This is a genomic window from Vreelandella mediterranea (assembly GCF_970647075.1).
The window spans coordinates 48,599-72,756 of record NZ_OZ310198.1 but is presented as its reverse complement, the minus strand read 5'-3'; the positions used below and the strand labels follow the sequence as shown (position 1 = coordinate 72,756).

At 61.7% G+C, this 24,158-nt stretch carries 20 protein-coding genes and 1 rRNA gene; 15 read left to right on the top strand and 6 right to left on the bottom strand.

Features of this window, described 5'->3' with window-relative positions; genetic code table 11:
* Nucleotides 1–27 precede the first annotated feature (27 nt).
* On the bottom strand, nucleotides 28–1,377 hold the full coding sequence (locus ACWFVE_RS00315; protein WP_447527320.1) for a sodium-dependent transporter: 1,350 nt from the start codon (nucleotides 1,375–1,377) through the stop codon (nucleotides 28–30).
* Nucleotides 1,378–1,629: 252 nt separating this feature from the next.
* Here ACWFVE_RS00315 and prlC point away from each other — a divergent pair, with 252 nt between their 5' ends.
* The 4 genes from prlC (at nucleotide 1,630) to ACWFVE_RS00295 (ending at nucleotide 7,556) form a co-directional block, all read left to right on the top strand.
* Nucleotides 1,630–3,678, top strand: coding sequence for an oligopeptidase A (gene prlC / locus ACWFVE_RS00310; protein WP_447527319.1), 2,049 nt, complete (start codon nucleotides 1,630–1,632; stop codon nucleotides 3,676–3,678).
* 89 nt (nucleotides 3,679–3,767) lie between these two features.
* Complete coding sequence (locus ACWFVE_RS00305) at nucleotides 3,768–4,013, top strand: YheV family putative zinc ribbon protein (protein WP_447527318.1); 246 nt, start codon at nucleotides 3,768–3,770, stop codon at nucleotides 4,011–4,013.
* Between the two features lie 270 nt (nucleotides 4,014–4,283).
* Complete coding sequence (locus ACWFVE_RS00300) at nucleotides 4,284–5,267, top strand: TAXI family TRAP transporter solute-binding subunit (RefSeq protein ID WP_447527317.1); 984 nt, start codon at nucleotides 4,284–4,286, stop codon at nucleotides 5,265–5,267.
* 90 nt (nucleotides 5,268–5,357) lie between these two features.
* Entirely contained in the window at nucleotides 5,358–7,556 is a 2,199-nt protein-coding gene (locus ACWFVE_RS00295) for a TRAP transporter permease (protein WP_447527316.1), read from the top strand.
* Nucleotides 7,557–7,800: 244 nt separating this feature from the next.
* Here ACWFVE_RS00295 and metF read toward each other — a convergent pair whose 3' ends face one another.
* A complete protein-coding gene (metF, locus tag ACWFVE_RS00290; RefSeq protein ID WP_447527315.1) occupies nucleotides 7,801–8,643 on the bottom strand; it encodes a methylenetetrahydrofolate reductase [NAD(P)H] in 843 nt (280 codons plus the stop codon).
* 137 nt (nucleotides 8,644–8,780) lie between these two features.
* Between metF and ACWFVE_RS00285 the strand changes: the two genes are divergently transcribed.
* Nucleotides 8,781–9,716: an AEC family transporter gene (locus tag ACWFVE_RS00285; protein WP_447527314.1), complete on the top strand. Its 936-nt coding sequence runs from the start codon at nucleotides 8,781–8,783 to the stop codon at nucleotides 9,714–9,716.
* A gap of 7 nt (nucleotides 9,717–9,723) precedes the next feature.
* Here ACWFVE_RS00285 and ligB read toward each other — a convergent pair whose 3' ends face one another.
* Together ligB and metK are read right to left on the bottom strand one after the other, a co-directional pair.
* Nucleotides 9,724–11,439: an NAD-dependent DNA ligase LigB gene (ligB, locus tag ACWFVE_RS00280; protein ID WP_447527313.1), complete on the bottom strand. Its 1,716-nt coding sequence runs from the start codon at nucleotides 11,437–11,439 to the stop codon at nucleotides 9,724–9,726.
* Nucleotides 11,440–11,550: 111 nt separating this feature from the next.
* Complete coding sequence (metK, locus tag ACWFVE_RS00275) at nucleotides 11,551–12,771, bottom strand: methionine adenosyltransferase (protein WP_447527312.1); 1,221 nt, start codon at nucleotides 12,769–12,771, stop codon at nucleotides 11,551–11,553.
* A gap of 221 nt (nucleotides 12,772–12,992) precedes the next feature.
* Between metK and tkt the strand changes: the two genes are divergently transcribed.
* The 10 genes from tkt (at nucleotide 12,993) to ACWFVE_RS00225 (ending at nucleotide 22,289) form a co-directional block, all read left to right on the top strand.
* The gene (tkt, locus tag ACWFVE_RS00270) at nucleotides 12,993–14,981 is read left to right on the top strand and encodes a transketolase (protein WP_447527311.1); all 1,989 of its coding nucleotides are present in this window, start codon (nucleotides 12,993–12,995) and stop codon (nucleotides 14,979–14,981) included.
* A gap of 27 nt (nucleotides 14,982–15,008) precedes the next feature.
* Complete coding sequence (locus tag ACWFVE_RS00265) at nucleotides 15,009–15,362, top strand: CidA/LrgA family protein (protein WP_447527310.1); 354 nt, start codon at nucleotides 15,009–15,011, stop codon at nucleotides 15,360–15,362.
* Complete coding sequence (locus tag ACWFVE_RS00260; protein WP_447527309.1) at nucleotides 15,352–16,074, top strand: LrgB family protein; 723 nt, start codon at nucleotides 15,352–15,354, stop codon at nucleotides 16,072–16,074. Before ACWFVE_RS00265 ends, ACWFVE_RS00260 begins: the two co-directional genes overlap by 11 nt.
* Before the next feature lie 67 nt (nucleotides 16,075–16,141).
* Nucleotides 16,142–17,188 carry a type I glyceraldehyde-3-phosphate dehydrogenase gene (locus tag ACWFVE_RS00255; protein ID WP_447527308.1) on the top strand — a complete coding sequence of 349 codons (1,047 nt, stop codon included), beginning with the start codon at nucleotides 16,142–16,144 and terminating at the stop codon, nucleotides 17,186–17,188.
* A 34-nt stretch (nucleotides 17,189–17,222) separates the two neighbouring features.
* Nucleotides 17,223–18,395: a phosphoglycerate kinase gene (locus ACWFVE_RS00250; RefSeq protein WP_447527307.1), complete on the top strand. Its 1,173-nt coding sequence runs from the start codon at nucleotides 17,223–17,225 to the stop codon at nucleotides 18,393–18,395.
* Between the two features lie 46 nt (nucleotides 18,396–18,441).
* Entirely contained in the window at nucleotides 18,442–19,506 is a 1,065-nt protein-coding gene (gene fba / locus ACWFVE_RS00245) for a class II fructose-bisphosphate aldolase (protein ID WP_447527306.1), read from the top strand.
* A 153-nt stretch (nucleotides 19,507–19,659) separates the two neighbouring features.
* The gene (locus ACWFVE_RS00240) at nucleotides 19,660–19,998 is read left to right on the top strand and encodes a hypothetical protein (RefSeq protein WP_447527305.1); all 339 of its coding nucleotides are present in this window, start codon (nucleotides 19,660–19,662) and stop codon (nucleotides 19,996–19,998) included.
* Between the two features lie 252 nt (nucleotides 19,999–20,250).
* Nucleotides 20,251–20,967, top strand: coding sequence for an HAD family hydrolase (locus tag ACWFVE_RS00235; RefSeq protein WP_447527304.1), 717 nt, complete (start codon nucleotides 20,251–20,253; stop codon nucleotides 20,965–20,967).
* Nucleotides 20,951–21,325 carry a translation initiation factor Sui1 gene (locus ACWFVE_RS00230; protein ID WP_447527303.1) on the top strand — a complete coding sequence of 125 codons (375 nt, stop codon included), beginning with the start codon at nucleotides 20,951–20,953 and terminating at the stop codon, nucleotides 21,323–21,325. Before ACWFVE_RS00235 ends, ACWFVE_RS00230 begins: the two co-directional genes overlap by 17 nt.
* A 55-nt stretch (nucleotides 21,326–21,380) precedes the next feature.
* Entirely contained in the window at nucleotides 21,381–22,289 is a 909-nt protein-coding gene (locus ACWFVE_RS00225; protein WP_447527302.1) for a nuclease-related domain-containing protein, read from the top strand.
* Nucleotides 22,290–22,294: 5 nt separating this feature from the next.
* Here ACWFVE_RS00225 and ACWFVE_RS00220 read toward each other — a convergent pair whose 3' ends face one another.
* Complete coding sequence (locus tag ACWFVE_RS00220; RefSeq protein ID WP_447527301.1) at nucleotides 22,295–23,626, bottom strand: deoxyguanosinetriphosphate triphosphohydrolase; 1,332 nt, start codon at nucleotides 23,624–23,626, stop codon at nucleotides 22,295–22,297.
* 322 nt (nucleotides 23,627–23,948) lie between these two features.
* Nucleotides 23,949–24,064 (bottom strand): 5S ribosomal RNA (gene rrf / locus ACWFVE_RS00215).
* Between the last annotated feature and the right edge of the window lie 94 nt (nucleotides 24,065–24,158).

Sequence of the window (24,158 nt, the reverse complement as noted above, 5' to 3'; positions counted from 1 at the left end):
GTTGTCTCCTTTGCATGTCCTGCGGGCTCAAGCCAACGACAGCACGCCGCCGATCAAAACCACCAGCGTTAACGGAATCGATACGAAGCGAAGCGTAGCACGCCACAGCCGGTAGCCACGACTGCCCGCGCCCAGCGCCTGGCTACCCAGCGATTCGGGCATCACCCAGGCGGCAAACGCCGCGATCAAAAGACCGCCCAGCGGTAGAAAGATATCCGGTGGAATCGAGCTTAGAAGCTCGAACACGTTGCGCCCCCAGAGCGGGCGGAATTCGCCAAGCGTCGAGAAAGAAAGCGCCGCCAGTACACCCAAAAGCCACACGCTTGCCGCGACCAAGGCGGTACTTATGCTTCGCCGCCAGCCAAAGCCGGTGAGCGTGGCGATCATGGGCTCGGCCAGGTTGATCGCCGAGGTCCAGGTCGCCAGTAGCAGCAGCAGGAAAAAGCCGCTGAGCCAAATGCTGCCAAAGGGCAGCTCGGAGAACGCGATGGGCAGTGTGACGAACATCAGCCCCGGGCCCTGGGCCGGGTCGAGCCCCTGGGCGAAGACGACGGAGAAGATCGCGATACCGGACAAAAGCGCCACGCTGATATCGAGCACGGCCACCGCAAAGGCCGCCTTCGTTAGGCTCTGCTTCTCGGGCATGTAGGCCCCATAGGCCATCAGCGCGCAGGCGCCCACCGCCAGGGTAAAGAAGGCGTGGCCCATGGCGTGAAACACCACCGTCCAGTTGAGCGCCTCGAAAGAAGGCAAAAAGAGCCACGTCAGTGCCTCATTGAAGCCATCGGTGGTCGCGCCGTAGCCCGCCAGCACCAGCAGCAGCACGTAGAGAATCGGCATCAAGAGGTTATTGAGCCGCTCCAGCCCCTTGGCCACCCCGGCGGCGGCAACCGTCATGGTCATGAACAAAAAAAGCGAATGGTTGAACACCAAAAGCCCGGGATTGGCCAAAAAGGCGTCGAATCTCTCACCGATCGCCTGGGGGCTTTGCTGATAAAAGCTGCCGTTGATCGAGGCGACCAGAAACTCGATGGACCACCCCGACACCACCGAATAGAACGACAAAATGCAGAACACGGTCAGCGCGCCGAAAAGCCCCAAAAAGCGCCAGCGCGTGCTGGCTCCGGCGGCGGCGGCCAGCGCCCCCAGCGAGCGCATGGGGCTTTGCCGCCCGGCGCGGCCAATCAGAATTTCCGCCATCATCACCGGAATGCCCAAAAGCAGCACGAAGGCGATATAGAGCAGTAAAAACGCCGCCCCGCCGTTTTCACCGGCGATATACGGAAAGCGCCATATGTTGCCAAGCCCGACGGCCGCCCCGGTCATCGCGAGGATAAAGGCGCGCCTGGACCCCCAGCGCTCTAACGTCTCGTTCATTCCCTTTCCCTACTCATGGCGGTATTGAAAGCCGGCAAGCCTAGCAGGCGCCCACCCAAAGACCAATTATCCCGGCGTTGGCTCGACCGTGGCATGCATTGGCGGCCTGGCCAAATATCACCGCTGTCATTGAAAGCGCGGGGCTTCGCCCGCACTCTGTCTTTATTACTGAGTCTTTATTACTGCGTCTTTAATGCTGCGCGTTTTTTTATTGCTGCGCTCACGCGTTATCTAATCTTCAACGAGGTGTCTATGTCCCGCAATCCCCTGCTTGAGACACACGAGCTTCCCCCTTTCGCCGATATCCGTGCCGAGCACGTCGTTCCGGCCCTCGACGCGCTATTGAGCGAAAGCCGCGAAGCCATTGACCGCCTCGTCGCCCAGGCCGGTACTCAAGCGCCCACCTGGGACAACTTTGCCGCACCGCTCGAAGAGGTCAACGACCGTCTCTCCAAAGCGTGGTCCCCGGTGAGCCAGCTCAACGCCACCATGAACTCGCCGGAACTGCGCGAAGCCTATGAAGCCTGTATCGAGAAGCTCTCTGCCTTCGGTACCTGGGTCGGCCAGCATGAAGGGCTTTTTCACGCCTGGCAGGCATTAAAGCAGGAGCCGGTCTGGTCGAACCTCGATAGCGGGCAACAGCGCACCGTGGATAACGCCCTGCGCGATTTCCGCTTGGCAGGCGTCGACCTGCCCGCGGATCAAAAAGCCCGCTACGGCGAGATTCAGGCGCGCCTGTCGAGCCTTTCCAATCAGTACTCCAACAACGTACTGGACGCCACCCAGGCCTGGCACAAGGACATCGAAAGCATTGAGGCGCTCGCCGGTGTGCCCGAAAGCGCTCGGGAAACGCTAAAAGCCGCCGCCGAGGCGAAAGGTGTCGAGGGTTACCGGATTACGCTCGACTTTCCAAGCTTCTTCCCCGTGATCAGCTACGCCGACAGCCGCGCGCTCAGAGAGGAGGTCTACACCGCCTTCGTGACCCGCGCCTCCGACCAGGGCCCCAACGCGGGCACCTTCGACAACGCCGCGCTGATCGAAGAGATTCTGGCTCTTCGCCAGGAACTTGCCCACCTGCTGGGCTTCGATACCTACGCCGACTTATCGCTGGCCACTAAAATGGCCGACTCGCCCAACCAGGTGCAAGCGTTTTTGAACGACCTGGCAAGCCGCGCCAAGCCCCAGGCCGACGAAGAGTTCGACGAGCTGAGCCGCTACGCCCGCGACGAGCTGGGTATCGATACGCTCAAGCCCTGGGATGTGGCCTACGCAAGCGAGAAGCTTCGCGAGGCGCGCTACGCGATCAATCAGGAGCAGTTGCGCCCCTATTTTCCCGCGCCCCACGTGGTCAACGGGCTGTTTCAAGTGCTGGAGCGTCTGTATAACCTTCAGGTAGAAGAGGACGTGGATGCGCCCCGCTACCACCCGGACGTGCGGTTTTATCGTCTCATGGAAAACGGCGCGCCGATTGCCGGCTTCTATCTTGACCTGTACGCCCGGGAAGGCAAGCGGGGCGGTGCCTGGATGGCCGACTGCAGCGTTCGTCGCGAAACCGTCAACGGCCTGCAGCTGCCGGTGGCGTTTTTGACCTGCAACTTCACAGCGCCGGTCGGGGATAAGCCCGCGCTTTTGACCCACGACGAAGTCACCACGCTGTTTCACGAGTTCGGCCACGGCCTTCACCACATGCTCACGCGCCAATCGATTGCCGATATCTCCGGCATCAACGGGGTAGCCTGGGACGCGGTGGAACTACCCAGCCAGTTCATGGAGAACTACTGCTGGGAGCGCGAAGGCCTCGATCTGCTCGCACGCCACGTGGACACCGGCGAGCCCCTGCCCCAAGCGCTGTTCGAGCGCCTGCTGGCGGCCAAAAATTTCCAGTCCGCGATGGGCATGATGCGCCAGATCGAGTTCTCGCTTTTTGATCTGCGCCTGCACTTTGAGCTTGAAGCGCCCGGGGCCGGCGACGTTCAGGCGCTGCTAAACGAGGTGCGTCGGCAAACCTCGGTGGTGCCCACGGTGGACTTCAACCGTTTCCAGAATAGCTTTAGCCATATATTCGCCGGCGGCTACGCGGCGGGCTACTACAGCTACAAGTGGGCGGAAGTACTCTCGGCGGATGCCTGGAGCGCGTTCGAGGAAGCGGGCATTTTCGACCCGACCACCGGCGCCCGCTTTCGCGAGGAGATTCTCGAGAAGGGCGGCGCGGTGGATGCCGCCGAGCTGTTCCAGGCGTTTCGCGGTCGCGAGCCAAGCGTCGAGCCGCTTTTGCGCCATAGCGGCATCCGCGCCGCCTAAGCCTTTTTGTTTAGCGCCGCCCGCGCCACCAGGCGGCGCCACCTATTAACGAACAGAGCGCGGCGGCCGCTGCGCTCGGGAGCCTTAATGTGAGTGTAAAACGCTTTATTGCCGGCGTGATATGCCCGCGCTGCGCGGCCATGGATCGCATCCGCGCCTGGGAGCAGAACGGCATTCGCTATCGGGAGTGCGTCAGCTGCGATTTTTTCGAACAGTTACCCATCGAGGATGAAAATGGCGCGGAGCTCACCACCCGGGTCAACCAGGTGCGCGACGATCAGAAAAACCAGGACATACAGCCAGTAAGGATTCTCGACCCCAAAGGCAAACCCTGACCGGCCCGCGCCTCTATGGCGTGCGCTTTCGACGGCTCGACGCTGAAATCTGTGCGGTTTTTCACACACCCAAACCGCACCCGTGTGCGGACTTCCAGCCACATAAGGCCTGCCGGTTTTCTACCAAAGTGGCAGGCCTTTTTCATAACTAATTGATAGTTATACGACAAAGCAGGATTGGCACGGCAATCGCTCTAAATAAGCTGTCTGACCTGATGCGCGACCCCGCTGTCCGCTCCTCATTTCAATAACAGCTTAGGAAACATCGCCATGCGCCAACTCATGCCTAAAACCGTCCTGTTTCTCGCCAGCGGCGCCCTCGTCGCGGCCGCCGGTAGCGCCCACGCTGACCGCAGCGAATGGCCGGAGAACTTTACCGTCGGCACCGCAAGCCAGGGCGGCACCTACTTCGTCTACGGCTCCGGCTGGGCCAACTTCATTGCCGACGAGCTCGGGCTTTCCGGCGGGGGCGAAGTGACCGGCGGCCCGACCCAGAACCTGGCGCTGGTACACAGCGGCGACATGGCGTTTGGCCTAACCACCATGGGTCCGGCGTCTGACGCAGTGAACGGCGAAAGCCCGCTGGCGCCTGGCCTTCAGATGGACAACGTCTGCGCGATGTTCCCCATGTATGAAACACCGTTCTCCATTGCCGCGCTTTCAAGCTCCGGTATCGAGTCGATTTCGGACATTCCCGACGGCGCGCGCATCGGCTTTGGCCCCGCCGCCTCGACCTCGGACACCTACTTTCCGGCGATGCTCGAAACCCTGGGCGTGAATTTTGATCGCCGTAACGGCGGTTGGTCGGACTTGGGTGGCCAGCTGCAGGACGGCCTTTTGGACGTCATCGCCTTCGCCGCGGGTATTCCGATTCCCGCCGTGAGCCAGCTCGAGGTGCAGACCGACGTCAACATCATCTCGTTTAACGACGAAGAGCGCGCCACCGTGCTCGAAAACTACCCGGTCGCGGAGTTCGATATTCCCGCCAGCACCTACTCCACCCTGGACGAGGACTCCCAGGTAGTGTCGATGTGGAACTTCGCCATGGCGGCCTGCGACCTGCCGGAAGACTTCATTTTTGAGGTCACCAAGGTCACCATGGAGAACAATGACCGCATGCGCTCGATCCACAGAAGCGCCGAAACCACCATTCCGGAAAACATCGTGCACAACACCGTCCTGCCCTTCCACCCGGGTGCCGCGCGCTGGTTCGAAGAGAATGGTTATGAGATCGACGAAGACATGATCAAGTAAGCCAGTACGGCTCCACGGCCCCGCCCGGTTGCGCCGGGCGGGGCCGTTTTTCTTTCCCCTTTTCCTGTCTTGCTGTGAGGGTGACCTCTAATGAGTCACAAGTCCGACCCCACTTCCCTAAACGACCCGGATGAAGGTCGTGCGACGTCTGCCTCTACCGCCACGATCGCCGACGGCGTGGATGAAGAGGCCGTTGAGGCCAATCGGCGCATATTCACCGGCTGGCAGTTTTTGTTGTTTGCCGGCCTCGCCATCGCCTACTCGGGCTTTCATCTGTTTTCGCTCAATGTGTACCCGATCGAAACCTGGTCTTTTCGAATCATTCACATCGCCGGTGCCTTGATTTTGGGCTATGCCCTGTTTGCCGGCGCCCGCTTTGCCGAGACCGACGCCGAGGCCTCACCCGCCTGGCTCAAGGCGGTCAGCGTCGCGCTATTGATCCCGGCGGCCTATAGTCTGGTGCAGGTCTTTTTAATGCAGCAGACCCTGGCCGGCGGCGCGATGCGCATCGACCCAGCCGTGGAGAACTGGCACTTCGGCTACCCGCTCATGGCGACCACCGCCGCGGCCATCGTGCTCTCCTGGTTTTTCCGTCAGGCCCGCCACCGCTTCAGCCCTGCCGATTTGGTGCTGATGGTGTGTGCACTGGCAAGCGCTGGCTATCTGCTGTTGATGTACAACACGCCCATGCGCGCCTCCACCGGCACCTCTTTCGCGCCCATCGGTATTTCCTGGGCGGCGATTGCCGGCTCGCTGTTGATTTTGGAGCTGACCCGTCGCGTGGCGGGCCTGGCACTCGTGGTGATCTCGGTGATCTTTTTGGGGTACGTGTTCGCCGGGCCTTACCTGCCGGGCTTTCTGGGCTACCCCGGGCTCTCGGTGCAACGCTTTTTTAGCCAGGTGTATACCGACGCGGGTATTCTTGGCCCGACCACCGCGGTGTCGTCGACCTACATCATTTTGTTCATCATTTTCGCGGCGTTTTTGCAGGCTTCCAAGGTGGGCGACTACTTCGTGAACTTCGCCTTCGCCGCCGCCGGGCGCGCCCGGGGTGGCCCCGCCAAGGTGTCGATCTTCGCCTCGGGCTTGATGGGCATGATCAACGGTACGTCGGCGGGTAACGTGGTCTCGACGGGCTCGCTGACCATTCCGCTAATGAAGAAGGTCGGCTACCCGGCGCGCAGTGCCGGCGCCATCGAGGCGGCGGCGTCCACTGGCGGGCAGATCATGCCGCCGATCATGGGCGCGGGTGCCTTCATCATGGCGGAAGTCACCGGTATTCCCTATACCGAAATCGCCATCGCCGCGATCATTCCGGCGGTGCTCTACTTCGCCTCGATCTACTTCATGGTCGACTTCGAGGCGGCGCGCAAGGGCATGCGCGGTATGCGCAAGGACGAGATTCCGCTGTTCTCGCGACTGGTCAAGCAGGTGTATCTGTTTGCGCCGATCATCATCCTGATCGTGGCACTCTTCATGGGCTACTCGGTGATTCGCGCGGGCACGCTGGCCACCGCCTCGGCGGCGGTGGTGAGCTGGATTTCGCCGAACAAGATGGGCCCCCGGGCCATTCTGAAAGCGCTTCAACTGGCCGGCACCATGTCGATTCAGATCATCGCCGTTTGCGCCTGCGCCGGCTTAATCGTCGGGGTCATTTCGTTGACCGGTGTCGGCGCACGCTTCTCCTCACTTTTATTGGGCCTGGCCGGTGTGAGCCAGCTACTGGCGCTGGTGTTCGCCATGCTGATCAGCATTTTGCTGGGTATGGGTATGCCGACCACCGCCGCCTACGCGGTCGCGGCCTCGGTGGTCGCCCCGGGGTTGATCAACATCGGCATCCAGCCGCTGGTGGCGCACTTTTTCGTGTTCTACTTCGCGGTGGTCTCGGCGATCACTCCGCCGGTGGCGCTGGCTTCTTATGCGGCGGCGGGGATCTCCGGGGATAACCCGATGGGCACCTCCGTGGCCTCGTTCAAGATAGGTCTTGCAGCGTTCATCGTGCCGTTCATGTTCTTCTACAGCCCGGCGATGCTGATGGAAGGCTCCGCGATGCAGATTCTGCGCGTGGGCGTGACCGCGACGCTGGGCATCGTGCTGCTTTCGGGTATGGTGCAGAAGTGGTTCTTCGGGCCGGTGAACACCCTCCAACGCGTGGTGATGCTGGTGGGGGCGATCTTCATGATCTACGGCGGTATCTACACCGACGTGGCGGGCCTGGCCATCGGCGCGGCGCTGTTTGTGATGCAGCGCAAGCAGTACGCCAACACGCCCTCGCCCAGCACTTCCTAGCGATTGGCTAGAAACCAAAACGCCCGCTCAAGGCCACTTGAGTGGGCGTTTTTTTAGCTTTGAAAAGCAGCCTCGAAACCCTACGCGGGGGCGCCATGAATACCTCCCTGTAGGCTACTTTCGCCATCTGACCGCCAGGGATGGCGGGAATGCCGAAAATGCAGGAGCTATTTTCGGCCCTGGCGAAAGACCCCCGCTACGGGTTACGCGAGACTGCGTCGAGTGAAAGCGCCAGCCGCCATCATCAGCCCACCAGGTTATCCACGACTTTCAATACCGGCGCGGACTGATTCAGCGTGTAGAAGTGCAGGCCTGGGGCGCCGCCTTCGAGCAGGCGCTGGCAAAGCCGGCTGATTACCTCGGTACCGAATTCGCCAATCGCGTCACTGTCGTCGCCGTAAGACTCGAGCTGTTTGCGCATCCAGCGGGGGATCTCTGCGCCACAGGCATCGGAAAAGCGCGCAAGCTTGGTGTAATTGGTGATCGGCATGATGCCAGGAATGATCGGCGCCTTGATGCCGCGAGCCCGGACGCGCTCGACGAAGTGGAAGTAAGCGTCGGCGGTGAAGAAGTACTGGGTGATCGCCATGTTGGCGCCGGCCTGCATCTTGCGCGCAAAGTTATCCACATCCCGCTCCAAATTGACGGCCTGTGGATGAGATTCCGGATAGGCGGCCACGGCGATTTCGAAATGATCGCCGGTCTCCGCGCGGATGAACTCGACCAGCTCGTTGGCGTAGCGCAGCTCACCGATGCTCGCCATGCCCGAGGGCAGATCGCCGCGCAGCGCCACCAGACTATTCACGCCCTCTTCCCGGTACTGGGCGAGAAGATCGCGCAGCTGCGCCTTTTCGCTACCGATACACGACAGGTGCGGCGCGGTGGTGATGCCGGTTTCGCTCACCCGGCGCACGATATCCTGGGTGCGGGCCTGGGTGGAGCCGCCGGCGCCGTAGGTCACCGAGAAAAAGCGTGGGTTGATGGCGGCCAGCTCATCGCGCACATGAATCAGCTTCTCACGCCCGGCATCGGTGCTGGGCGGAAAGAACTCGAAACTGATACCTAACGGATGTTCCTGGCGGCTCATGGCGGGCCTCGCGGTGGGCTTAAAAGGTGATAGTGTAGCCATTGTCGCCGCTTGGCCGGGCCGCGGCTAATGAAAGATTCCACGGTTTTACTTTAATCTGATTCATACTCACCGCTGATTTTCATTGGGACGACACCATGGACTTATCCTCGGCCACGCTGATGGACCCCTTGCTCACACTGTTGGGATTTATCGCGCTGGGCTTTATCGCCGCGCGGCGCTTGCAAGTAAACCCGCAGCCCATTGCCACGCTGCTGGTCTATGTGATCGCGCCGCTGACCATTTTTAGAGCGCTCATGAACGGCGAGCCCACCATCGATTACCTGGGGCTGACGCTTGCGCTTTTTATCCTGACCAGCACTATTGCGCTACTGGTCAACCGCGTCGGCCGGCGCTACCTCGGCCCGCACGAAGGCGCGCTTTTGGCGTTCTCCTCGGGCACTGGCAACACCGGCTACTTCGGCCTGCCCATCGCCCTGGTGCTGCTCCCACCGGAAGGCGTCACGCTTTATCTTTTCTGCATGCTGGGAATCAATCTCTACGAGTTCACCGTGGGCTTTTATCTAAGCGCCCGGGGGCAGTTTACGGTGCGCCAGAGTCTTACCAAGATCAGCCGGCTGCCGCTGCTCTACGCGTTTGCCTCGGCGCTTTTGCTGAGCGCGCTGTCGGTGGCGCTCCCCGCGCCGGTCATGGAGTCCCTGGCGGTGTTTCCCGCCACGTTTACGCTATTGGGGATGATGATCATCGGCATGACGCTAAGCCAGGTAAAGCTTGCCGCCTGGGATACGCGCTTCATCCTGGCCTGTTTGGGGCTTCGCTATGTGCTTTGGCCGGTATTGATGCTCGTCATCGTGCTGGCGCTTGGCGCGCTCACCCCGATTTCTTTGGAGCTTGGCTTGGCGCTTTTGCTCTTGAGCGTAGTGCCCATGGCTTCCAACGTCGTGGTGGTTGCCATGGAGCTCGGTATTCAGCCCCAGAAAGGGGCATTGGCGGTACTGGTAAGTACGCTGCTGGCACCGCTTTTGATCCCGCTTTACCTGGGAGCGATGCTCTCGATCACCGGCCTGGGTTAGGGTCTGGCTAAAAGCCCGCTACCCGGTAGGCTCTTAGCTGCGTGGCCATGCGGGTGACCTCCGGGTGGCTGAAAAACGCGGCCAGCGCCTCGCCGCGTACCGGGCCCACCCCGGGCCGTGCTTGCCACTCATCCGCGCTTAGCGCGCGCAGCGCCTCCCAGTCACCCAGGCGCGCATCGCCGCCGGGCGGCATGCCCAGCGCGGTCAGCCAGGCTTCGAAGGAGGCGCGCCGGGCCTGACCGAACGCCCCCATCAGCGCCTCGGCGCGGGCCGTGCCAATGCCGGAAACGCGGGTTAACTCCTCGTGGCTTAGCCGCTGCCAGGCTAAAAGGCCGTCCACCTGGCCCGCATCCAGCAGCGCGCGCCAGGTACCTTCGCCGACGCCACTCATACCCAGTTGCTCGCCCAAATAGGTCAGCCGCGCCAGCAACTGATCATGACAATCCGGCGTCAACGTAAAGCAGCTTAGAAGGTGATACTGCTCGGGTGCGGGCGGGGTGAGCTCGCCGCGTTCGCGGGTGTGCCAGACCACCTCGCTCACCTGGGGGATGGTCAGCCCGGCAAGCTCGACGGCGACCTGATCGCCGGGGCGCACGTCCCATTGTTCCCAGCGATCCAGCGAGCCAAGCGACACCCGGCTGATGCGTCGGCCATCGAGCATGACCGGGTCGAGCCATAAAAGCGGCGTGACCCGCCCGGTGCGGCCCACACGAAACTCTACCCCGCGCACCATGGCCAACGCCTGGGACGGCGGATATTTCCAGGCGATGGCCCACTCAGGAGGCGATGAGGACCAGCTCTGCACCCCGGGCCGCTCGGCCTGCTTGATGACCACGCCGTCGGTGGCAAAGGGCAGCGGCGCATTGAACCAGACATCGCGCCAGTAGGCGGCGTCCTGTTCGGCGTCGAGATGATGGGTGTAGGCACCGGTATCGAAACCAAGCGATGCAAGCGCTTCCAGCCGCGCGGCCATGTCGGTGGGCCCATCCGGCCAATCCCAGACGAACAGGCCAATGCGCTTAAGCGTCTCTACGCTTGGGCTGCGCTGGGCCATGGCGCCGGCCGCCAGGCCTCGCGCGCCGCTGTCCGGCTCTTGGGACTGAACGTGGTCCTCCAGCCGCCAGTAGAGCTCGCCCTGGAAGATGGCATCGATGGCTTGAGGGAGTTCGTTGGGTACGGTGTCGATTCTTTGCGCCCGTGCGATCCAGTCCTGGCCGCGTTCGCCGTCTCCGCGGCTCACTGCCTCGACCAGCGTGCCCTGCGCGTAGCGCAGCGTCACCGCCACGCCGTCCACCTTGGGCTGAATCCAAAGGTTTTCCCGCCGAGTGGTAAAACGGCGCACGCCGTCTTCGTCGGCTTTTTCAAGCCCGGTCTGGGCCGCCGGGTGATGCCGGGTCGAGGTGGTGCGCACTACGCCTTCGAGCGGGCGATGCGTCGGCGTTTGCCCCAAACACCGCTGCCACTCGCTCAACCGCGCGACGGCCTGGTCGTAAAGCGTGTCGCTCACCAGGCCAACGCCCTCGGCGTGGTAGCTCAAATCCCACAGTGCGATTTGCTCGGCGAGCGCCTGGGTTTCCAGCGCCAGCTGCACCTCGGGCCAGGGAGGGCAGCCATCGGCTTTTGCCGCTAGCGGCAACAGCAGCGTCCAGAGCGCCATCCCGAGGGCGGCGATCAGAGAATACGCGGTTCGCGCGTGGCCGTGTCTGGGTCGTTTGACGTTCATTACTCTGCCCCGAGCCTAACTATTCATAGCCAAGCCTAGGCTAAAACGACGCTTTCGCCCACAAAAAAACGCCCCCGGGTCACCGGGGGCGTTTTTTACCCAGCGTTCGACTTAAAGCCCGGCGGCGCGGCGTAGCGCGTCGGCCTTGTCGATCTTCTCCCAAGGGAACGCCGTGAAGGTTTCAGTGCGCGTCTCGCCCTTGTCGTCGACCCACTGGTAGCTATGCTCGAAGGGCTCGCGGCCGAAGTGGCCGTAGGCCGCGGTGAGCTGATACATCGGGTGCAGCAGATCGAGCATTTTGGTGATCGCGTAGGGACGCAGGTCGAAGTGCTCGCGCACCAGCTCGACGATGCGCGCGTCGTCGAGTTTGCCAGTGCCGAAAGTGTCGATGGCGACCGAGGTCGGCTCGGCCACGCCGATGGCGTAGGACACCTGGATTTCACACTTGTCGGCCAGGCCCGCGGCGACCACGTTTTTGGCCACGTAGCGCCCGGCGTAGGCGGCACTGCGGTCCACTTTCGACGGGTCCTTGCCCGAGAACGCGCCGCCGCCGTGGCGGGCCATACCGCCGTAGGTGTCGACGATGATCTTGCGCCCGGTCAAGCCGCAGTCGCCCACCGGGCCGCCGATGACGAACTTGCCCGTCGGGTTGATGTGGTACTGAGTATTCTCATCCAGCCATTCGGCGGGCAGCACTTCTTCGATGATTTCGCGCTGAACCATGCGGCGCAGGTCTTCCTGGGCGATATCCGGGTCGTGCTGGGTCGAGAGCACTACGGCATCCACGCCGCAGGGCTGGCCTTTGGCGTCGTAGCGGAAGGTCACCTGGCTTTTGGCGTCCGGGCGAAGCCAAGGCAGCATGCCGTTTTTACGAAGTTCGGCCTGGCGCTCTACAAGGCGGTGCGAATAGTGAATCGGCGCCGGCATGTAAGAGTTGGTTTCGTTAGTGGCGTAGCCAAACATCAGGCCCTGGTCGCCAGCGCCCTGATCTTCGGGCTTGGTGCGATCCACGCCCTGGGCGATCTCCACACTCTGCTTACCGATCAGGTTCACCACGCCGCAGGTGGCACCGTCGAAGCCCACTTGTGAAGAGGTATAGCCGATCTCGGTGATCACATCGCGCACCAGGGTTTCGAGATCGACCCAAGCGGAGGTCGTGATCTCGCCGGCGATGATCGCCACGCCGGTTTTCACCAGGGTTTCGCAGGCCACGCGCGCCTGCTTGTCCCGGGCGATGATCGCATCCAGCACCGCATCGGAAATCTGGTCGGCAATTTTATCGGGGTGCCCCTCGGAAACGGATTCGGAGGTAAACAGGGAATATTCGCTCATTACGCGCTCGGCCCTCGTACGACGGCTGCCAGCTGACAGCATCAGGAAAATCATGGCAGGAGGCACCCTGCCAGAGTCATAAAGCGGCGGTGCCACCTTAAACGGTAAAGTTTACACGCAAGGGCCCCGTCTTCCCACAACGCGCGCCTATAATTTGCCGGGGCCGGGGAAGTCAGCGACAATAGCGCCTTTACCGTTTTCGTTTAGGCGAGGAGCACCCCATGCCGTCCCGTTTTGAGCTGGCCAACGCCATTCGCGCCCTTTCCATGGATGCCGTCCAAAAGGCCAAATCCGGCCATCCTGGCGCCCCCATGGGAATGGCGGATATCGCCGAGGTGCTGTGGAATGACTACCTCAAGCACAACCCCGAAGACCCGAAATGGGCCGACCGCGACCGGTTCGTGCTCTCCAACGGTCACGGCTCGATGCTGCTCTACTCGCTTTTACACCTCACCGGCTACGACGTGAGCCTCGAGCACCTGCAGGCGTTTCGTCAGCTCCACTCGCCCACCGCGGGCCACCCGGAGTTCGGCTACGCGCCGGGTATCGAAACCACCACCGGGCCGCTTGGTCAGGGCTTTGCCAACGCGGTGGGCTTTGCAATTGCCGAAAAGACCCTGGCGGCGCAGTTCAACCGCCCCGGCCACACCGTGGTCGATCACCACACCTGGTGCTTTTTGGGTGATGGCTGCCTGATGGAAGGCATTTCCCACGAGGCGGCATCGCTTGCCGGCACCCAGCAGCTGGGCAAGCTGATCGCGCTTTATGACGACAATGGCATTTCCATCGATGGCGAGGTCGAGGGCTGGTTCACCGACGACACCGCCAAGCGCTTCGAGGCCTACGGCTGGCACGTGGTGCCCAACGTCGACGGCCACAAGTCCGAAGAGATCAAGGCGGCCATCGAGCTTGCCAAGCAAAGCGACCGGCCGAGTCTGATCATCTGCAAGACCATTATCGGCTTCGGCGCGCCCAACAAGCAGGGTAAAGAAGACGCCCACGGCGCCCCGCTGGGGGATGAAGAAATCGCCGCAGCGCGCAAACAGCTTGACTGGGCGCACGCGCCGTTTCATGTGCCCGAGCCGATCTACTCGGCCTGGGATGCCCGTCAAGCGGGCAAGAAGAACCAGGAAGCCTGGAACGAGCGTTTTGCCCGCTACGCTGAGGCCCACCCGGAGCTCGCCCGCGAGTTCAAACGCCGCATGAAAGGTGAACTGCCCGCGGAACTGGGTACCGAGGCGCTGATCGAAAAAGCCCAGGAGAAAGGCGAAAGCATTCCTTCGCGTAAGGCATCGCTGGCCGCGCTCAATGCCATCGGCCCGCAAATGCCCGAGCTTCTGGGCGGCAGCGCCGACCTGGCGCCTTCTAACCTGACCTTCTGGGAAGGCACCAAGGCGATCACCGCGGAAGACCCGAACGGCAGCTACCTGCACTATGGTGTGCGCGAGTTCGGTATGGGCGCGGTGATGAACGGCATTGCCCTGCACGGCGGCTTCGTGCCTTACGGCGCGACCTTTTTGATCTTTATGGAGTACATGCGTAACGCCGTGCGGATGGCCTCGCTCATCGGTAATCACGCGATCTACGTGTTCACCCACGACTCCATCGGCCTGGGCGAAGATGGCCCGACCCACCAGCCGGTCGAGCAGCTCACCAGCCTTCGCACCACGCCGAACCTTTCGACCTGGCGCCCGTGTGACGCCGTCGAGACCATGGCGTCCTGGGATGCGGCGCTCAAACGCCGCTCCGGGCCCACGGCGCTGGTATTCTCACGCCAGAACCTGCCCCACCAGCCGCGTACCAAGGCGCAGTTGGCGGCCATTCAGCGCGGTGGCTACGTGTTGAAGGACTCAGAGGCCACCCCGGAGCTGATTTTGATCGCCACCGGCTCGGAAGTGGGTCTGGCCATGGACGCCGCCGCCGAGCTCGAAGGCCAAGGGCGCGCCGTTCGCGTGGTCTCCATGCCTTCGACCTACCGTTTCGACGGTCAGGACGCCGAGTACAAGGAGAGCGTGCTACCCAAGGCGGTGACCAAGCGTATCGCCATCGAGGCGGCCCACGCCGATTACTGGTACAAGTACGTGGGTCTGGATGGCCGGGTAATCGGCATGACCACCTTCGGTGAGTCCGCGCCGGCAGGCGATCTGTTCAAGCACTTCGGCTTCACCGTCGAAAACGTCGTTACCCAAGCCCATGAGCTGTTGGGTTAAATCGAAACGGATAGGTCATAGGCCACAATGCCTGCGTTAACCGGTTTCTTGTGGCTGATTGGCTACTACCTGATCGGGGAGGCGGTGATTCATGTCACCGGCCTCCCCGTCTCTTCCGGCGTGGTGGGAATGCTAGCGCTGACCGCCACGCTGATCGTTCTGCGCCGCGTGCCCGCACCGCTTGCCGCCGCGGCCCAGCCGCTCATCGCGATGTTGGCCATGTTGATCATGCCCGGCGTCGTCGGGGTGTTTTTTATTCTCGACGAGCTGGGCGGTCAGTGGCTGGCCATTTTGCTTGCGTTAGTGGTGGGCACGCTTTTAAGCGTCGTCACCACGCTTTGGCTTCTCAAACGCCTGATGGACGCCCCCCGTGCCCGCTAACGGCTTGCTCGAAACGCTGTCCACCACGCCGCTTTTTGCTGTTGCGTTGACGCTGGCGGCGTACCTTTTGGCCAACGCCCTGTTTATCCGCTTGAAGCGACCCGCTTGGCTACCGGCGGTGCTGATTGCCGCGCTTTTACTGGCGGCCACCCTCGCCTTGATCGGCCTGCCCTACGAGGTTTACCGGGAAGGGGCGACATGGCTAACGCTTTTGCTCGGCCCCGCCACCGTGGCGCTGGGCTTGCCGCTTCACCAGCAGCTCCCCCACATTCGCGCGCTCTGGCGCCCGCTTCTGGTCTGTTTACCCCTGGCCGCCAGTCTGGCCGCCTGCTACGCCCTGGGGATCGCCTGGCTACTGGGCGTGCCGCCGGCGCTTTTGTCGTCGTTGGCAGCCAAATCGGTGACCGCGCCCATCGCAATCGGTATTACCGAGGAGATCGGCGGGTCGGTCGCCCTGATGCTAGGGGCGCTGCTGGTCACCGGCGTAACCACGGCGGGCTGTACCGCCGCCGCCGCAAGGCTTTTGAAGATCGACGACGACCGGCTGATCGGCTTTGCGTTAGGGCTCAACGGTCACGCCATCGGCACCGTACGGGCCTTCGACATCAGCCCGGCAGCCGGCGCCTTCGCCTCGCTAGGCATGAGCCTGACAGGCATTTTTACCGCGCTTTTACTGCCGTTTGCTTGGCAGCTGGTAGGAGCCGGGGCTTAAAATACGCTATTATCCCAAGCATTTACGGCCGCTACGGCCCCACCGTTTTTTGAAGAGCCGCCACGCCATGGCCGATTCCAGGACATACCGCATCGCCATCAACGGGTACGGCCGTATCGGCCAGTGCGTTTTGCGTGCGCTGATCGAGCGCGGCCCCACGGAGCTCGAGGTCGTGGCGATCAACGAGCGCTCGGACCTGGCGACGATCACCTACCTCACCCAGTTCGACACCACTCATGGGCGCTTTCCAGGCGAGGTGGAAAACGACGGCGAAGCGCTCATCGTGGGTGGCCAGCGCATCCAGATACTCAACGAGCCCGACCCGACGAAGCTGCCCTGGCATTCGCTTGGCATCGACCTGGTGCTGGAGTGCTCGGGCAGTTTCAAGGACCGCGTCACCGCCGAAAAACATATCGAAGCCGGCGCGAAGCGACTGCTGTTTTCTCAGCCGGCGGAATCGGACGTGGATGCCACCATCGTATGGGGCATCAACGAGGATTCGCTTTCGCTCGAGCAGCGCATTCTGTCGGCGGCTTCGTGTACGACCAACTGTCTGGTGCCGCTTTTGACCGTGCTGGACGAGGCGCTGGGCCTGGAGCACGGCGTCACCACGACCATCCACTCGGCCATGAACGACCAGCCGGTGATCGATGCCTACCACCAGACCGATCTTCGCCTGACCCGCTCGGCGATGCACTCCATCGTGCCCGTGGACACGGGCCTGGCCGTGGGTATCAGTCGATTGATGCCGCGCTTTGCCGGACGCTTCGAGTGCTTGCACGTGCGCGTGCCGACGATTAACGTTTCGGCCATGGACGCCTCGCTCACCGTGCGCCGCGATACCGACGCTTGCGAGGTCAACGCGCTGCTGGGCCAGGCTGCCGAAACGCGCTTGGCCGGGGTACTGGGTTATACCGAGGCACCGATGGCGTCGATAGACTTCAATCACGACCCGCACTCGGGCATTCTGGATGCTACCCAGACCCGCGTAGCCGGCAAGCGCCTGGTCAAGCTGCTCTGCTGGTTCGATAACGAATGGGGCTTTGCCAACCGTATGCTGGATATCAGCCAACGCCTGGCCACTTTGACCGCCACCGCGCGCTCGAAACCATGACGCGTCACTGCCCAACCACAAGGAAGTCGCTTAGATGAACGTGCAAAAAATGTCCGAATTATCACTTCAAGGACAACGTGTACTGATCCGTGAGGACCTGAACGTACCGATCAAGCATGGCCGTGTGTCGAGTGATGCGCGCCTGCGCGCCGTTTTGCCGACCGTTCAAGCGGCGGTAAGCGCAGGGGCCAAGGTCATGCTGATGAGTCATTTGGGCCGGCCTACCGAAGGCGAGTCGGCACAGGAGTTCTCGCTGGCACCGGTCGCCGAACGCTTGAGTGAGCTTCTGAACCAGCCGGTCACGCTCTCGACCGACTATCTGGACCAGCCGCCGACCCTCGATGACGGCCAGGTGGTGCTGCTCGAAAACGTACGCTTCAACCGCGGCGAGAAAGGCGATGACGAGGCGCTTGCCAAGCGCTACGCCGCGCTTTGCGATATTTTCGTAATGGACGCCTTCGGCACCGCTCACCGCGCCCAGGCCTCGACCCACGGCGTTGCACGCTTTGCGCCAAAAGCCTGCGCCGGCCCGCTGCTGGCCCAAGAGCTCGAGGCGCTGGAGAAGGCGCTGGCCAATCCGAAGCGCCCGATGACGGCGATCGTCGGCGGCTCGAAAGTCTCCACCAAGCTCGACGTGCTCAACGCGCTTTCCGAAAAATGCGACCAGCTGATCGTCGGCGGCGGCATCGCCAATACGTTCATCGCCGCGGCGGGCTATAATGTGGGCAAATCGCTCTTTGAGGCCGATCTGATCGACAAGGCCAAAACGCTGATGGCCACGGTCAACATCCCGCTGCCGACGGACGTGGTCGTGGCGACCGAGTTTTCCGAATCCGCGCACGCCACGGTCAGACCGGTTGACCAGGTCAATGATGATGAGATGATTCTGGATATCGGCCCGGAGACCGCCGAGCGCCTGGCGGGGCTTTTGAAAGAGGCGGGCACCATTTTATGGAACGGTCCGGTCGGCGTCTTTGAAATCGACCAGTTCGGGAAAGGCACCGAAGCGCTGTCTCGCGCGATTGCCGATAGCCCGGCGTTCTCGATCGCCGGCGGCGGCGACACCCTGGCGGCCATCGATAAATACGCCATCAGCGATCGCGTCTCGTATATCTCGACCGGGGGAGGCGCGTTTTTAGAGTACGTCGAGGGTAAGGAGCTCCCCGCCGTGACCGCCCTTGAAGCCGCCGCCCGCGGCACCCGATAATTGCATCCACCTCATCCATCAAGACAGACAAACTTAAGGTGACTTCATGGCTTTAATCAGCATGCGCCAAATGCTCGACCACGCCGCCGAGCAGGGCTACGGCATCCCGGCCTTCAACGTCAACAACCTCGAGCAGATGCGCGCCATCATGGAGGCCGCAGACAAAACCGACTCGCCGGTCATCATTCAGGCCTCGGCGGGGGCGCGCAAGTACGCTGGTTCGCCGTTTTTGCGCCACCTGATTCTCGCCGCGGTCGAAGAGTTTCCGCATATCCCCGTGGCCATGCATCAGGATCACGGCACCAGCCCTGCGGTATGCCAGCGCTCGATTCAGCTCGGCTTCTCCTCGGTGATGATGGATGGATCACTCGGTGAAGATGGCAAGACGCCCATGGATTACGACTACAACGTCGACGTGACCCGTCGCACGGTGGAAATGGCCCACGCCTGCGGCGTTTCCGTCGAGGGCGAGCTTGGCTGTCTGGGCAGTCTGGAAACCGGCATGGCCGGTGAAGAGGACGGCATCGGCGCGGAAGGCAAGCTCGATATGGAACAGCTTCTCACCGACCCGGAAGAGGCCGCCGAGTTCGTCAAGGCGACCCACGTGGACGCGCTGGCCATCGCCATCGGTACCAGTCACGGCGCCTATAAGTTCACCCAGCCGCCCACCGGCGATACGCTCTCGATCAAGCGCATCAAGGAGATCCACGCCCGCATTCCCGACACCCACCTGGTGATGCACGGCTCCTCCTCGGTGCCCCAAGAGTGGCTGGATGTCATCAACCAGTACGGCGGCGAGATTCCGGAAACCTACGGCGTGCCCGTCGACGAGATCGTCGAAGGTATCAAGCACGGCGTGCGCAAGGTCAACATCGACACCGACCTGCGCCTGGCCTCCACCGGCGCGGTACGCCGTTTTCTGGCGCAGAACCCGGCCGAATTCGACCCGCGTAAATTCCTGAAAGAGACCGTCACGGCCATGCGCGATCTGTGTATCGCCCGTTATGAGGCCTTCGGCACCGCCGGTAATGCCAGCAAGATCAAGCCGATCAACCTGGAAGCGATGTTCGAGCGCTACGCGCGCGGCGAGCTGGATCCCAAGGTAAAATAACCCCGGGTTCCACACGTAAAGAAAAGGCGGCCTTGGCCGCCTTTTTTATTTGCCCGTACCAGGCGCTAAAACGGTTGTTGCAGCGCAGCATCGGTGTAGTATGGCGCTTAGGGGCGCTTGCGCGCCTATCCCGCATCGTTACAGGTAGCTCTTATGAAACAAACGCCGTTTAGCGCTCCCTTTCTGCCCATCATGGGCATCTACAAAGCGGGCTTCATGGCTTTCGAGCTTTGGAGCACCTCGCTTTCGACGATTACCGAGCGACAAAAGTTATGGCAGACGCAGCCGTTTTTCAGCCCCTCGATGATGCTGGAGAATCAGCGCATGGTCACCGAGAAAATCGAGGCGAGCCTGGAAGCCGGAATGGTGATGCAAAAGACCTTTCTTAACGCGCTAAGCGGCCATTACGCGCCCTGGTGGGTCACCAGCCAAAACACGCTTTCGCCCTACCATCGCCGCAGCCGGGCCAACTCCCGCCGACTCACACGCTAAGGTGTAGCTTTTGCATCGGCGCGGTTTGCGCCGGATTAGCTTTCGTCGTTGTAGCTTGAGTCGTTAGGTGAAGGTTTTAACACGCTTTTTGCCATTCCCTGCCATTACCCGCAGCCCCAAAAGGGCCGCAGCGGCGCTATATAACTGTAAAAAAATTATAAAACAGTGTTCACAAAACCCTAAAAATCTCGTTCAATAGGCCAACGGTCGGCTTTTATCACTACACGCAGCGAAACGCTGCAAGGATCAACGATGCCGCTTCCACTTTTGTTGTTCGATTGTGATGGCACTTTGGTTGATAGCGAACCCCTTCTTGCCGAAGAGATGGCCACGGCGCTGAGCAGTGTCGGGCTGCCCTTCGAACGTAGCGATTACATGGGTGAATTCCGCGGCGCGCGCTTTCGCAATATCGTCGCCGAGCTTCAGGCCCGTTTCGGCGCCGTCGATGTCGAAACCCTCGATCAGGCCGAGCGCACCATGCGCGAAAATTTGGCTTTTCGCCTCGCCCAAGAACTTACGACGCTAACCGGGGTGTACGATGCGCTCGAAAATCTGAGCCATTTTCCCAGCGCCGTGGTCTCCAACGGTCCGGAAACCAAGATTCAGACCGCCCTCAAGGCTACTCGGTTAGACACCTACTTCGGTAAGCGCTTTTTCAGTGGCTATACGGCCAACTGCTGGAAGCCCGAACCCTGTCTACATTTACACGCAGCCAGTATCATGGGGTATAGCGCCGGTGAGTGCATCGCCATCGATGATGCCCTGGTCGGCGTGCGCGCCGCCTTGAAAGCGGGGATGACGGTCATCCACCTTAACCGCTTTCCCGAGACAGAAACCACGCCCGAGGGCGCGCTCGAGATTCGCAGCATGCGCGATTTGACCGGGTTGGTGGAGCGTCTGGCCTTCGAACGAGAGCCCGCGGCAATACCCGAATCGTTAGTAGAGAAACAGTATGGCGTCATTACGTGACCAGTTGGGTGGTCTTGTATACTCAACCGAACAGGGTAAAACCTGCCCCGATTGCCGCGAACCGGTCGAGCAGTGTCGCTGCGAAGAGGCCAGCGAACAGGCGCGGATCGAAGCCCTCGATGGCATCGTGCGCATCCGCCGCGAAACCAGCGGACGTAAGGGCAAAGGGGTCACCACGCTAAGTGGTATTCCGCTTGGCGGTGAAGAACTCAAAACGCTTGCCAAGACGCTCAAGAAGCGCTGCGGTACCGGCGGCGCGGTTAAAGACGGTATCGTCGAGATTCAAGGGGACCATCGCGAAACGCTAAAAGCGGCGCTTGAAGCGATGGGCTACAAGGTCAAGCTGGCGGGTGGCTAGACGACCCGCCAGGCAAACACCGCAGAGTGACTCTGCTTACCGGTAAGGCACTGCAATGGTTTGGCTGGATTACCTGCTACCGCTCATTTTCCTGTTCCCGATGGCCGCCATGGCCAGCGTCGTTCTGGCGCTGCGCAGCCTGCACGATGCGCGGGTCCAATCGCCCTTCGATGCACCGCTACGCGAACCGGGTCAAGCCCTTCGCCACCGCCTTGATCAGGCCTATTCCAGTTTGTTTTTGAACGGTGCACTAGGCCCGATCATAAGCCTTGCGCCGCTGGTCTACGGCATGGGGCGCATGCTGTTCGTGGTCCGTCAGGAGTGGATCGAATGGGCGCTCTACGGCCTGCTGAGTACGCTATTGGTGGTGGCGTTTTCGCTGCTTTTGATTCGCGACTACCAGCGCATTCGTCGGCTCAAGCTGGGGCTCGCTTGCGAGCTGGCCGTCGGCCAGGAACTCGAGCGGATGATTCGCCCCGAAGCGCATCCCTATTACGTGTTTCACGACGTGCCTACCGATAGCTTCACCCTCGACCATGTCGTGGTCACGCCGCAAGGCGTCTTCGTCGTGGAAACCCGGGCGCGCACGCTAGCGATCAATACCCAGGGTAAAGAGGACAACCAGGTCGCGGTCGAGCGCGAACGGTTGCGCTTCCCCCACTGGCAGGAGCGCCGCCCGTTGCATAAAACCCGCCAAGGGGTGGCCTGGCTTTCTCAGTGGCTGGAGCAGCGCTGCGGCGTACCCGTCAAGGTGAAAGGCGTACTGGTGTTACCCGGCTGGGAGATCGACACGAGTGAAGCCGCGCCGGATGTGATGGTGGTCAGCGGCGAGCAGCTCTCGCGTCAGCTAAACCACATCACGACGGGGCCGCTTAGCGATATCATGCATGACAAGGTCATTCATGTGCTCATGGAGCGCTCACGGATCATGGAACCCCGCCATCTGCGTCAGCCGTCGGTATAACGTTTTTAGTCGCCGCGCAGCCGGCCGCCCATCTCCTGGGCCAAATCCACGGCGTAGTGATCGGTCATACCGCCGATGAAATCGAGCATCCGCCGGTAGCTGTCGTAAAGTGTCCAGGAGGGCAGCGGCGTGTTCTCACCAATCAGCGCCAATACGCGCTGATGCTTGAACGAGCTCTGCCCGGTGTGATGCAGCTCGTGGGCCGCACCGATGAACGCCTCCAACAGAATCCCTAGCGTCGTATAGGCGCCGATCTCGAGCTTCGCCTTGCGCTCGTTTTGAAAGATCCGCTTTCTTGCCAACTGTTTAGCAGCCTGTACCCCCCACCCCAAGTCCGGATGGCAAAGTTCCAGCAAATCGTCGCCCAGTGTGCCGGTCAACAATGCCTGCTCGTTTTGCACGAATACCGAGGCTACTTCGTTGACCGCGCGTTCCATGGCGGCCCCGCGCAATAGCGCAATACGCCGGCGTTGAGAGACGTTACGGCTGAGCATCTCGTCGTACTCCGGCGGAAATTCGCCGGCGACCTGGCGCAGAATCTCGACGACCTCTTCATAGCGCAGAATGCCCATCTCCAGGCCATCTTCCAGGTCGAGCAGCGCGTAGCAGATGTCGTCCGCGGCTTCGACCAGCCACGCCAATGGATGCCGACACCAGCGCTGCTCGCCCTGGGGTAAAAGGCCCACCGCCTCGGCCACCTCTTTGAGTAACGCCTGCTCGGACTGATAGCAACCAAATTTGCCCGCCCGGCCGCCGTAGCGCGCCGTCCAGGGGTATTTCAGCAGCGTCCCCAGCGTCGCTGCCGAGAGACGCATCCCGCCGTTGAACTGGTTGTACTCGATCTGGGTAATGACCCGAAAGCCTTGGGCGTTGCCTTCGAAGGTAAGCAAGTCTTCACACTCGGCCTCGGACAACCCCTCCAGCAGCCCGCTGCCCTGGGCGCGGCGGAACCAGTCGCGAATGGCGTACTCGCCGGCGTGGCCAAAGGGGGGATTGCCGATATCGTGGCCCAGGCAGGCGGTCTGCACGATCACGCCCAGATCCGCCGGCGTAATCCATTCCGGGAGCTGGTCCTGAAGCAGCTCGCCTACGATCATGCCCAGCGAGCGCCCAACGCAGCCTACTTCCAGGGAGTGGGTCAAGCGGGTATGGATATGGTCGTTTTCGGTAAGCGGATGAACCTGGGTCTTGCGGCCCAACCGACGAAACGAGCCCGAGAACACGATGCGGTCGTGGTCCTTGTGAAACGGAGTACGCCCCATTTCACGGCCAGTGGTCGAGCGCTTGTCGTGCAAACGGCGGGGCGAGAGCAGCTGCTCCCAGCGCATCTGTGTCATGGCAATCCTCCTTGAGACGTGCATTTTGACACAAACGGCGATCCGGCGTGAGTGGGCAGCGTGCTATACCGGCGCAGGACATTGCAGGAGCAGGCTTCAGCCCGCGATGCGGCGCACCGCGCTGCTTGGGTGGCCGGCAGGCACGGTGTCCGCTTCAACCCCGGGCGGCGGGCGCCGCCATCGAGGTGTCGGACCACCCATGAATCGGGCTCCTGCAGGGGTGCGGAAGTACCGAGGCAGGCCCTGTGCGGGCCGTTTGGCTTTTCCTGCGCGCATAAAAAAAGCCCCGAACACAAAGTGCTCGGGGCTTTTTCGAAGAGGTGCCTGACGATAACCTACTCTCGCATGGGGAGACCCCACACTACCATCGGCGCGTTGCGGTTTCACTTCCGAGTTCGGCAAGGGATCGGGTGGTTCACGCAAGCCATGGTCGTCAGGCGTAACTTTCAATGTATATTGGCTGACTGTCTTGTGATCGTTTCTTTTTTGCGTATCCGGTGCTCTGTCGAGCGTCGTTGTCACTACAGGACCA